Annotated in this window: 10 protein-coding genes; 4 read left to right on the top strand and 6 right to left on the bottom strand. The window is 34.2% G+C overall.

The window, feature by feature from the left end; genetic code table 11:
• Positions 1 to 10: 10 nt before the first annotated feature.
• The gene (locus tag AC5ZCW_RS04000; protein WP_177211660.1) at positions 11 to 1,813 is read right to left on the bottom strand and encodes a GNAT family N-acyltransferase; all 1,803 of its coding nucleotides are present in this window, start codon (positions 1,811 to 1,813) and stop codon (positions 11 to 13) included.
• Between the two features lie 118 nt (positions 1,814 to 1,931).
• Here AC5ZCW_RS04000 and AC5ZCW_RS03995 point away from each other — a divergent pair, with 118 nt between their 5' ends.
• From AC5ZCW_RS03995 to AC5ZCW_RS03985, 3 genes are all read left to right on the top strand, one after another.
• A complete protein-coding gene (locus AC5ZCW_RS03995; RefSeq protein WP_281634231.1) occupies positions 1,932 to 2,693 on the top strand; it encodes an exodeoxyribonuclease III in 762 nt (253 codons plus the stop codon).
• 110 nt (positions 2,694 to 2,803) lie between these two features.
• On the top strand, positions 2,804 to 3,748 hold the full coding sequence (locus AC5ZCW_RS03990) for an OmpA/MotB family protein (protein WP_343540914.1): 945 nt from the start codon (positions 2,804 to 2,806) through the stop codon (positions 3,746 to 3,748).
• 271 nt (positions 3,749 to 4,019) lie between these two features.
• Entirely contained in the window at positions 4,020 to 5,057 is a 1,038-nt protein-coding gene (locus AC5ZCW_RS03985) for an aldo/keto reductase (RefSeq protein ID WP_343540915.1), read from the top strand.
• Positions 5,058 to 5,365: 308 nt separating this feature from the next.
• On the opposite strand, the gene AC5ZCW_RS03980 is transcribed toward AC5ZCW_RS03985, so the two are convergent.
• The 5 genes from AC5ZCW_RS03980 to panC form a co-directional block, all read right to left on the bottom strand.
• Entirely contained in the window at positions 5,366 to 7,330 is a 1,965-nt protein-coding gene (locus AC5ZCW_RS03980) for a transglycosylase domain-containing protein (protein ID WP_496118091.1), read from the bottom strand.
• Positions 7,331 to 7,495: 165 nt separating this feature from the next.
• A complete protein-coding gene (gene radA, locus AC5ZCW_RS03975) occupies positions 7,496 to 8,857 on the bottom strand; it encodes a DNA repair protein RadA (protein ID WP_111377621.1) in 1,362 nt (453 codons plus the stop codon).
• Positions 8,857 to 10,011, bottom strand: coding sequence for an alpha/beta hydrolase (locus AC5ZCW_RS03970; protein WP_343540918.1), 1,155 nt, complete (start codon positions 10,009 to 10,011; stop codon positions 8,857 to 8,859). Before AC5ZCW_RS03970 ends, radA begins: the two co-directional genes overlap by 1 nt.
• A gap of 203 nt (positions 10,012 to 10,214) precedes the next feature.
• On the bottom strand, positions 10,215 to 10,565 hold the full coding sequence (gene panD / locus AC5ZCW_RS03965) for an aspartate 1-decarboxylase (RefSeq protein ID WP_008465481.1): 351 nt from the start codon (positions 10,563 to 10,565) through the stop codon (positions 10,215 to 10,217).
• 14 nt (positions 10,566 to 10,579) lie between these two features.
• Positions 10,580 to 11,458, bottom strand: a complete 879-nt coding sequence (panC, locus tag AC5ZCW_RS03960; RefSeq protein WP_496118088.1) for a pantoate--beta-alanine ligase — start codon at positions 11,456 to 11,458, stop codon at positions 10,580 to 10,582.
• A 77-nt stretch (positions 11,459 to 11,535) separates the two neighbouring features.
• Here panC and AC5ZCW_RS03955 point away from each other — a divergent pair, with 77 nt between their 5' ends.
• Positions 11,536 to 12,342 (top strand): glycogen/starch synthase, encoded by an 807-nt coding sequence (locus AC5ZCW_RS03955; RefSeq protein ID WP_008465476.1) that lies wholly within the window; start codon positions 11,536 to 11,538, stop codon positions 12,340 to 12,342.
• Positions 12,343 to 12,344: the final 2 nt, after the last annotated feature.

Below are 12,344 nucleotides of genomic sequence, written 5' to 3'. Positions count from 1 at the left end.
TTCATTTATATTAATCTTCTTTCTCAGACAATTTTTTTTCCAATTCAATCTGAAACTCTTCGATAACAGGTTTCATCGTGCTTTCTGGAATATCTGCGATTCTAATGTACATTAAACCGTCGATAGCGTTATTAAATAACGGGTCAACGTTAAAAGCGACTACTCTTGCGTTTTGTTTGATGTATTTCTTAATTAAAACAGGCAAACGTAAGTTTCCTGGTTCTAGTTCGTCAATAATTTTGTCAAACTTATTCAAATCAGATTCTGCTTCATCGAAGATAAAATCTTTGTCTGCGTCTTTCAGTTTTACTTTGTACGCTTTTTTCGGATGAATGTATTGTGCAATATACGGATCGTAGTAGTTTGATTTCATAAACTCAATCATCAATGATTTAGAGAAATCTGAAAACTGATTACTGATACTTACACCGCCAACTAAATATTTGTGTTCAGGATGACGTAAAGTGGTGTGAATAATACCTTTCCACAATAAGAACAATGGCATTGGTTTTTGCTGATATTCTTTTACGATAAAAGCACGTCCCATTTCGATTGACTTATGCATCATATCGTGCAATTCTGGTTCAAACCTAAATAGATCAGTCAAATAAAAACCTTCAATTCCGTATTTTGGATAAATCTCAGAACCTAATCCCATACGGTAAGCTCCTGCGATTTTTTTGGTTTCATCATCCCATAAAAACATATGGTGATAATATTGGTCGTATTCGTCTATGTCAATAGATTCATTTGTTCCTTCTCCAACTTCGCGGAAAGTGATTTCACGTAAACGTCCAATTTCGTGTAAAATGTTCGGAATTTCTTTTGCGCTTGCAAAGAAAACCTCGTAGTTTTTGCTTTGTAAAAACCTGCTGTCGCTGTCGCGTAATGCTTGCACTTCATCAATCAATTTTGATTCGCTTGCAGCGGTTACGATTTTTTTAGGTGCTTTCGGTATTTTAAGACTTGCCGTGTCAATCAGTTTGGTGTCTTTCTCAAACGGATTAGCCAGCATATAAGTTTTCTTTCTTAAGAATTCTGAATATTCTTCAAAAGATTCAATTTCATTTTGCTCACTTACAGAAATTGGTTTTCCAATACGAACTTTAATTACACGATCTTTTTGCGTAAGCAATTCAGAAGGCAATTTTGCAGTTCTCAAAGTATCGTCAATCTTAGAAAGCCAGTAGAATAATTTACTGTTTTTTGCATGAAAATAAATCGGAACAACAGGAACTTTAGCTTTTCTGATTAGTTTAAGTGCGCCTTCTTCCCAAGGTTTGTCTACTACTAATTTACCATCTTTATAAGTCGAAACCTCACCGGCAGGGAAAATACCCAACGGTTTTCCGTCACTTAGATGACGCAATGTTTCTTTAATTCCAATTACGCTCGATTTTGCGTCCTTATGATTCTCAAAAGGATTAACCGGCATGATATATTTTTTCATCGGAACAATTCTGTGTAACAAGAAATTGGCGATGATTTTGAAATTTGGCTCTCTTTCGAGCATTAATTTCAATAATAAAATTCCATCAATTCCTCCAAGCGGATGATTTGAAATGGTTATATACGCACCATCTTTTGGCAGACGTTTTAAATCTTCTTCTGGGATTTCGAATTTAATTTCCATTTCATCCAAAATTCCATTCAAAAAGTCAAGGTCTTCCAAATGTTTATTACGATCGTAAATTTTATTAAGGGTCGAGATCTTAAGAACCTTCATAAGAATCCAGCCAGAAAAGGTACCGAAAACTCCGTACTTTTCAACATTTATTGCCTTTGCAACTTCTTTCGCGGTAACTAAACCCATCTACTACTTTTAAATTATTAGAACAGCGAACAAAGATAACAAAAAAGTCTACTTTTCGCTGTTTCCAAGACAAACTTTGCACTTTTTTATTACATTTGAAATCCTAAAAAAATCACTAATGAAAATTATTTCTTATAATGTAAATGGAATTAGAGCGGCAATAAACAAAGGGTTTATCGAGTGGCTGCAGCAAGCAAATCCTGATGTAATATGCCTTCAGGAAATAAAAGCGACACAAGATCAGATTCCAGTTGATGATATTACAGCAGCAGGCTATCCGTTTCAATATTACTATCCTGCAACAAAAAAAGGGTACAGCGGAGTGGCGATTCTTTCTAAAACAAAGCCAAACAATATTGTTTACGGAACAGGAATTCACCACATGGATTTTGAAGGAAGAAATCTTCGTGCAGATTTTGATGATGTTTCTGTAATGAGTTTATACCTTCCGTCTGGAACAAATATTGAAAGATTGGATCACAAATTTATGTTCATGGATGATTTTCAAAATTATATTAATGAATTGAAACTTACGGTTCCAAATCTGATAATATGCGGAGATTATAATATCTGTCATGAAGCGATTGATATTCACGACCCAGTTCGTAATAAAACGGTTTCAGGATTTCTTCCGGCAGAACGTGCTTGGCTGGATGCATTTATGAAATCTGGTTTTATTGACAGTTTCCGTCATTTTAATAAAGATCCGCACCATTATTCTTGGTGGAGTTACCGTGCAGGGGCAAGAGGAAATAACAAAGGTTGGCGTATCGATTATAATTTGGTAAGCAATGCGTTAGAAAATAGATTAAAAAGAGCTGTTATACTTCCAGACGCTATGCATTCAGATCATTGCCCTATTTTAGTCGAAATTGACTAATTTTTGGTATTGTTCTTGTTGAGAGAAAGGTGGTTTAAATTCAAGAATTGATTTTGAATTTTGAAATTGTGAGATTTTAAACGCCTAAAATAAAAACCAATTAAAGTAAGATGATTAAAAAAGCCTCCATCGGATTATTGGCATTAGCCTTATCCACAACGTCATGCGTTTCTAAGAAAATTTATAATGATCTGGAAACAAAATATTCAGATTTAAAAAAGGAAAACCGCTCTATCACTGATGAAAACGAAAGTTTAAAGAAAGCGAAGAATCAGTTAGAAACCGATCGTGATAAATTGACTAAAGATTTAGCAACTGCTAATGATGATTTGGCAAAACAAAAAGCCGATCTTGCTGCAGAACAAAAGAAATATAAAGTGCTTCAGGACTCTTACAATGCATTGGAGAAAAATAGCAATGATGCATTAGAGAAAAACATGGCTAAAAACCGTGAGCTTTTAGCACAATTAGAGGCAAAAGGAAAAGCTCTTGCAGACGAACAAGCTCGTTTGGATAAAACGGCTAATCGTTTGAAAGAATTAGAAGATATGATTGCGGCAAAAGAAGAATCAATGCGCAAACTGAAAGAAACACTATCTAAAGCCTTAAATGGTTTTGAAGGTAAAGGTTTAACGGTGGAACAGAAAAATGGAAAAGTATATGTTTCTATGGAAAACAAATTGCTTTTCAATTCAGGAAGCTGGGCAGTTGGTGTTGAAGGACGAAAAGCCGTTGTAGAACTTGGAAAAGTTTTAGGCGATAATCCAGATCTTTCTGTTTTAATCGAAGGACATACAGACGACGATCCGTATGCTGGTTCTGGACCAATTGCAAACAATTGGGATTTATCAACTAAAAGAGCAACAGCAATTGTAGCTATTTTAAGCGAAAACCCAAAAATCAATAAACAAAAATTAACTGCTGCTGGAAGAAGCGAATTTTCTCCGCTAGCAAGTAACGCAACTCCAGAAGGAAAAGCAAAAAACCGTAGAATCGAAATTATCTTGACTCCAAGATTAGATGAGATTGCGGAGATGTTGAATAGTATAAATTAAAGGTGCTAAGGTTCTGAGATACTAAGTTTCTAAGATTTTAAAAAAGGGTTGAAGTTTTACTTCAACCCTTTTTTTATTAATTGGAATCTAAACTTAGCATCTTAGTATCTTAGTATCTCAGAAACTTAGCCTCTCAAAATAAATCTTGTACTTTTTTTAACCTTTCTCATTTTTAGATTTGAGAAATCCGTTCGTAACTTTGAAGCTTTATAACTCAAAATTAGAAAACTTAGAATCTTAGCGGCTTAGAACCTTAGCAACTCAAAAAAGAATGAAATACACTACATTACCCAACACCGATATAAAAGTTAGTAAAATATGCCTTGGAACGATGACGTTCGGGCAACAAAATACAGAAGCAGAAGGGCACGAACAAATGGATTACGCTCTTGAAAGAGGCGTTAATTTTTTTGATACTGCCGAAATGTACTCGGTTCCGGCGAGTGAAGCGACTTACGGAAGCACAGAAAAAATTATTGGAACTTGGTTTAAGAAATCAGGAAATAGAGATAAAGTGGTTTTGGCTTCTAAAATTGCTGGTCCAAATCCGAATTTTGGTTATATGCGTGAGAAATTGGATTTTTCTCCAGCAAGTATTAAATACGCAGTTGAAAATAGTTTAAAAAGACTTCAAACAGACTATATTGACTTGTATCAAATGCATTGGCCAGAAAGAAAAACGAATAATTTTGGTCAGCGCGCTTTTCACGGGCACGATGATGTTTGGGAAGATAATTTCAGAGAAATCTTAGAAACTTTTGACGGATTAATTAAAGAAGGTAAAATCAAACATATTGGAGTTTCAAATGAAAACGCTTGGGGAATGATGCGCCTTTTGGAAGAAAGCAAATACAATAATCTGCCAAGAATCAAAACTGTTCAGAATCCGTATTCTTTATTGAACCGTTTATTTGAAGTAAATTCTGCAGAAGTTTCAAAATACGAAAATGTTGGTTTATTGGGATATTCGCCTTTAGCATTCGGTATTTTGACTGGAAAATTCTTAACTGGAGAAAGTCACCCAAAAGCGAGAGTTAATCTTTTTCCGCAATACAAACGTTACAATAGCGACCAATGTACCGAAGCGACCAAATTGTATCTGGAAATTGCTAAAAAACATGGTTTAACGTTAACGCAATTGGCAATGGGGTTTGTATTGCAACAGCCATTTTTGACAAGTTCTATTATTGGAGCAACAACTATGAAACAATTGAAAGAAAACATCGACACTATTGATGTAGTTCTTTCTAAACAAATCTTAGCAGAAATTGATGCGGTTCAGGCTATAATTCCTGATCCAGCGCCTTAAGTTTTTTTGCCACGAAGGCACTAAGACACGAAGTTTTTTTAATCTCGCAATCCCGATAGCTATCGGGAGCAAAGTTTTTTTTAATAGCCCCTAGCTTAAGCTAGGGGGTTATGATCGAAATAGAAAAGGGCTTTAGCCAAACTAGTAAAGTTTGGCTAAAGCCCTTTGATTTGCATTTATATTTTCATCCAGCTAAAGCTGGACGCTATTGAATTTAATGGATTAAACTTTGCTCCCGATAGCTATCGGGATTGCGAGATTAAAAAGAAAAAAACTTTGTGTCTTAGTGCCTTCGTGGCAGAAAACAACTATAAATCAAATTCATCATCAACAGCTAAAGAATCTGTTTTGACTGCTGTAGAATCTGGAATTTTAATTTTGATTAAAGAACGTGCATTTCCTGAAATGTAAACAGGTAGTATTCCAGTTGTATCTTCCGGAACTAAAAGCCCTCTTCGGAACATTAAATTCTTTAAGAATTTCTGATTTTTAATAGCATAATCTTTCAAGTTACCTTCATCATTAAATTGATACATGAATTTTCTTGGTTTCGGAATTATCGTTGCCAAGTACAGACATTCGTCTACATTTAAAGCTGAAGGGCTTTTTTGGAAGTAAAAATGGCTTGCTTCTCCAATTCCATAAACATTTGGTCCCCATTCAATAATGTTGAAATACACTTCCAGCATTCTTTCCTTGCTTACAATTCTATTATTTTCTAAAATGTAAACCAATAGGATTTCTTCAAGCTTTCGCGAAAGTGTTTTTTCACGAGTTAAAAAGACATTCTTAATTAACTGCATGCTAATTGTGCTAGCACCACGAGAGAATTTCTTGGTTCTAATGTTTTTTAGAATAGATTGTTTGAAAGCCTCATTAATGAATCCGCGATGAGAGAAGAAAGATGGATCTTCTGTCGTTAAAACACATTTTCTTAAATAAGGGGAAATCTGATCTAAAGGCGTATAATTCGGATTTGCATTTCCAACCAAAATAGGTCTTTGCAATACATTTTGAATAATGGCACGATAAACAAATTCGCCATTTAGCTTATTTAAATCGGCTTCTCCATATTTGGTGATTCGTAGATCTTCTTTGTTGAGTTTACTGTCAAAAACAAGTGTGTTTGGTTTGTTTTTATTGAATTTGAAATCCAGTTTATAATCAAAATTTCCAGTTGCCTGCATTCCCTGAAAATGTGTAAACAATCCATCGGGAAGTGAAACGATAAAATCCTGCGCCTTCATTTTCGGAATATCCACTTTCAAAGTATAAACCGTGTCTTTTTCGGTGTCATAAGAGATATAAGGACGAACTTTGATTTTATTCAACTGCATTGTTGAAGTACTGTCGATCGAGATGAAACTGTCTCCCAATAAAAAGCGGTAGTCAAAACGGGCATTTTTTATAACCACATCTTTACTGGCAATTTTTGGATGATTGATTTTAAGATTGGCAATTGAAGTATAACCGTCAATATGAAGTTCGCTGCCACTTTTGTCAATGTTTTGAACATTCAATCGAATAGAATCAAAACTTGCTTTTAGGTTATAACGCTGATCCAAATACGGAACGCGAATGGCTCCAGTATCAAGATTAAAAAATCGAATGTCAGCTTTTTTATTTCTCGGATCAGCAAATCCTTTAATGTTCCAGCGCTGATCAAAATCTTTCGCCTGAACATGAAGATTGGTTTCAAGCTGTTTGTTGCTTAAAACGAGTTTGTCTACATCAATATTGGTTTGTTTTCCATTGTCGTCGATTTTGAATTTGAAGTTTTTCAAATCCATATCGGTTGGAACTAGATTTAGTACTTTCGAAATGATTCGGTAAGCGAACGATGCATATTTGCGTTTTTCGTTAGATTCTGTTTCTTCACGATCTCTTTTTAGAAAAGCATCAAAATTTCGTTTTTTGCCTTTTTTTACTAATTGAATATAGCCATTGTCTACTTTTAAAGTTCCAACTTGAACATCTCCAATAAGTAAATTGCTTAAGCTGATGCTGGTTTCCACATTCTTTATTTTGACAAGCGTATCAGCATTAATTGGCGCCAAAACAACATCTGTCAATTTTATTGTAGATAAACCATCAAATGAGGCCGATTCAACAGAAAAATTACTGTTGTACTGAACAGCCATTTTATGGGTAACTTTTGCAATGGCTTGTTTTAAAAGTGAATTACGAAAATAGTACAGTCCGATGCAAAGCACTAAAATTACGATTCCTAGTATTTTTAATGCTTTGTATATTTTTTGTTTTGGAAAATTCATAAAGTTGGTTTTCAAAAGAATTTAGAAATTTTTGAAACGTAGTATTGTTTGTCTGTCACGAATTACGCGAATTAATTTTAGATAATGTAAAATGTATAAATTCAGATTTTAAATTTAAAATAAAATTCGTGTTTAATTTGTGTAATTCGTGGCAAAAAGAAAAAATTAACCAAAAAGTATACTTGCAACATCTTCAATTTTTGCCACAAGTTCAATTTTAATTCCTGTATTCTTTAAAGCAATTTTGTTGTATTTAGAAACAAAGATAGTATCGAAACCTAATTTTTCAGCTTCTTGAATGCGCTGATCCACACGGTTTACAGGGCGAATTTCGCCAGAAAGTCCGACTTCGCCAGCAAAACAGAAACCTTTTCCAACAGGAATATCTTCATTAGAAGATAAAATTGCAGCAACAACAGCCAAGTCAATGGCAGGATCGTCAACAGAAATCCCTCCCGTTACATTCAGGAAAACATCTTTTGCGCCTAAACGAAATCCAGCCCTTTTTTCTAAAACAGCCAAAATCATGTTTAGTCTTTTTGCGTTATAACCTGTTGTGCTTCGTTGCGGAGTTCCATAAACTGCGGTACTAACCAAAGATTGAATTTCGATCATCAACGGACGCATGCCTTCAAGAGTTGTGGCAATTGCGGTTCCAGATAATTCTTCGTCTTTATGTGAAATTAGAATTTCTGAAGGATTGCTAACTTCTCGTAAACCGCTTCCGAGCATTTCGTAAATACCAAGTTCTGAAGTCGAACCAAAACGATTTTTTAGCGAACGCAAAATTCTATAAATATGATTTCTGTCCCCTTCAAACTGCAAAACGGTATCGACCATGTGCTCTAGGATTTTTGGTCCTGCGATATTTCCGTCTTTGGTAATGTGCCCAATTAATATTACGGGAATATTGCTTTCTTTAGCAAATTTGATTAATTCGGCAGTGGTTTCACGAATTTGAGAAATACTTCCTGCAGTCGATTCGATATAATCGGTATGCAAAGTCTGAATGGAGTCAATAATGACTACTTCAGGCTGAATAGTTTCGATTTGTTTAAAGATGTTCTGAGTTTTTGTTTCAGTAAGAATATAACAGTTGTCACTGTTTGGTGTAATTCTTTCTGCACGCATTTTTATCTGCTTCTGACTTTCTTCTCCAGAAACGTATAATGTTTTATAAGGTAACTTTAATGATACTTGAAGCAAAAGTGTACTTTTTCCGATGCCGGGTTCTCCGCCCAAAAGGGTTAAAGATCCAGGAACAAGTCCGCCACCCAAAACACGATTCAATTCGCCGTCGGTTGTGTCCATTCGAACTTCCTGCGTCGAATCAATTTCATTAATTTTTAAAGGCTTTGGCGCTTTGCTGGTTGGAGTAGGCTCACTTTTCCAAGCCACTTTATCCTGTTTCTGAATGATTTCTTCGGCAATCGTATTCCATTCTTTGCACGCGTTGCATTGCCCTTGCCATTTAGCATATTGGGTTCCGCAGTTTTGGCAGAAAAAGGAAGTTTTAACTTTTGACATTATTTACTTTTTTTAGCAAGTGTATTCATTTCGTCAATTTTCTCATACATCAAGTCTTTGTTCAAATCACCAATTGGCTCCATTTGTGAAGCGTTTTGGTATTTTTTTGAAGCATGTTTAGGATCGCCCATTTTTTCGTACATCAAACCTAATTCATATTCTCCCAACATAGCTTTTGGGTAATTCACATTTCCAATTTCGGCCATCTTTCCCAATTCATCATAAGCGTTTCTCTTTAAAATAAGATTTTCCATTACTTTAAAATCGCTCATTCTAACAGGAATTTGAACTCCTAGAACTTCAGACATTGTCGCGTATTTTTTTTCTAAATATTCTGCATAACCAGTTTGAAGAACCGCAATTTTGTCGTTGTATTCGGCAGAATTTATAGGTCTGTATACTTCAAAAATCTGGTATAATGCACTTGGTATAGAATGCAATACTTCTGTATAATGTGTTGCGCCTTTAAATACATCATATTTATAATTCACTAACGGATTATTAGCGATTTTAATATTGCTGTTTAATTTATCTATTGGTTCTTTAATTTTCTTGATATCACCTTCTCCAGCAGAAAGATAATAGAAAATAGGACTTTTTACTTTTGCAAATTTCTCCGCAATGCGCACTTCCATTTTTGGAGCAAGTTCTGGACTTAAACAGATGTAGGCATTAAAAAGCGGTATTTCTTTGTACAAATAAAAATTAGCAAAACTTGCTGTTACATCATGACCTGCGATAAGTCTGAAAGGTGAGGTGCGATATTTTTTTTCAATATATGGAACTAATTCAGCTCCAATAAATTCGAAAAATTTTGCGCCTTTTTCAAATGGCAAACCTTCGTTTTGATCTATTGTGGTGTCATCATAGCGTTCTTCGTCTTTGTTTTGATGAATCCCGATAATGATCATTTCTGGAATATCATCCCAATAGGTTCCATAACTTACGGCTCCAGAAAATGGATCAAATAAGTAATCTCCATCCAATAAATAAAGAACAGGATATTTTTTGTCTTTGTTTGCTTCGTAAGAAGCAGGAAGTCCGATCGTAATTCTTCGTTCTTCTCCCAGTTTTTCTGATTTAATGTTGTCGAACGTTTTTTGGGCAAACGACGAGAACGAAATCAAAAGTGTTAGTAGGTAAACTTTTTTCATGATTTGTGGCATTTCAGTAAATTAAAACGTATTGAAAATAGTGTAGCAATATACTATTTTATTTGCTTCTTTGTTACGTAGATTAAAAATTGAAGCAGAGTGTTTTATGGTCAAAATCATTTTAGATTAAGACCAAAGAAGAGCTTTTTTGTTCAAAATTGACTTTTGACAAAGTAGGGAAATTCGGTAAGAAAAAGAAAGTCTTAGGTTAAAGAATTGTCATTTTCATTCGGAAAAATAATCCAAGGTTTGAAGGTTTTTGCTTCTTCAAAATCTAGGGTTGCATAAGAAATGATTATGATGATATCATCTTTTTGAACTTTTCTTGCTGCAGGACCGTTTAAAGTGATTTCGCCTGAATTTTTTTCACCTTTAATAGCGTAAGTTTCAAAACGTTCGCCATTATTAATGTTAACAATAGATACTTTTTCGCCTTCAATAATATTTGAAGCCTCTAGTAAAGTTTCATCAATAGTAATGCTGCCAATATAATTTAAATCGGCACCTGTTACTTTAACACGATGAATTTTTGATTTTATAACTTGAATTTGCATGATGCAAAGTTAGATTAATTTAATGAAATGGTGTCAATCAGTCTTATAGAATTAACAAATACCGCTATAAATGCTCGGTATTTTTTGTCATTCTCTTTCTTATCGATAGATAAAAGTGTTGATTCATCAGCAATAACAAAATACTCTAGTTCGAACTCTTTGTTATCTTTGAAAGAATTTTCTACAAATTCGATTGTTTCCTGCGGACTATGATTTTGAAAAATCTCTTTTGCCTCGGTTAAAGTTTTGTAAATGATCGACGCATCTTTTCTTTCCTCTGCTGTCAAACGTTCATTACGAGAGCTCATTGCAAGCTGATTTTCTTCCCTAAAAATTGGACATCCAACAATATTTACTGGCAATTCTGTTTTTTCAACTAATTTTTTGACAATTTGAAGCTGCTGAAAATCTTTTTCTCCAAAGTAAGCATTTGTTGGAGTTACGATTTCGAATAGCCTTTTAACAATTGTTCCAACACCATTGAAATGTCCAGGTCTGAATTTTCCTTCCATCTGGTTTTCTAATCCGTCAAAATCAAAAGGCTGCGAAACTGTATTTCCTTCATAAATATCTTCAACAGAAGGTGCGTATAAAATAATTTTATCACTTAATGTACGCATTTTCTTAACATCTTCTTCTAGTGTCCTAGGATATTTTGCTAAATCTTCTGGGTTGTTAAATTGTGTTGGATTGACAAAAATGCTTACAACTGTATCGTCGTTTTCTTTAAGCGAACGTTGCATTAAAGCCAAATGTCCTTGGTGTAAAGCGCCCATTGTCGGTACAAATCCGATAGTTGAATTTGTGGTTTTGATAGTTTTAAGATAGGCTATCAACGCTGCTTTACTGTAGAAAATATGCATTGAGGTATTATTAAAATTTAGTGCAAACATAATATATTAGTTATAAACTGCATAAATTTTTGTAATTTTGCGACGTTTTTATTACCAAAATTAAGTAAAATACTATTATGAAAGATAAGAGGATATTATACGTATCATCTGAAGTCGTGCCTTATTTGGCTGAAAATGAGGTTTCTTTAATGTCTTATGACGTACCGAAAATGATTAACGATCAAGGTGGTCAGATAAGAATTTTCATGCCAAGATATGGGAATATCAATGAGAGAAGACACCAATTGCATGAAGTGATTAGACTTTCAGGAATGAATTTGGTAGTGAATGACTTAGACATGCCGTTGATTATTAAAGTAGCTTCTATTCCGAAAGAAAGAATCCAGGTTTATTTTATCGATAACGATGAATACTTCAAACGTAAAGCAACTTTTACAGATGAAGAAGGTGCTTTGTATCCCGATAATGACGAAAGAGCCATTTTCTTTGCAAAAGGTGTTGTTGAGACTGTAAAAAAATTAAACTGGGTTCCAGATATTATACATGTTCATGGTTGGCTTGCAGCAATGCTTCCAATTTATATGAAGCATTACTATAAACATGAAGCACTGTTTTCTGAAACTAAAATTATTACATCTGTTTACGGACAGTCGTTTGATGAAAATTTAGATTTAGAGATGATCAATAAAGTTAAATTTGACGGTGTTCCTCATGAAGCTGTGTCAGATTTAGAAACTCCAAATTACGAGAATGTTTTAAAAGCCAGTATTTTACATTCTGATGGGGTGATTATTGCGTCGGAAAATGTTTCTCCAAGTTTAACAAAATTTATAGAATCTTCAGGAAAACCTTTTTTACCTTTCGCCGGGAAAGATGGATTTGCTGATGCTTATACAAATTTCTACAGAACATTTGGACTTTAAAT

The organism is Flavobacterium sp. PLA-DH12 (genome assembly GCF_059511845.1).
Note: the sequence above shows the minus strand (reverse complement) of the source record. Positions and strands in the feature narration are given on the sequence as shown.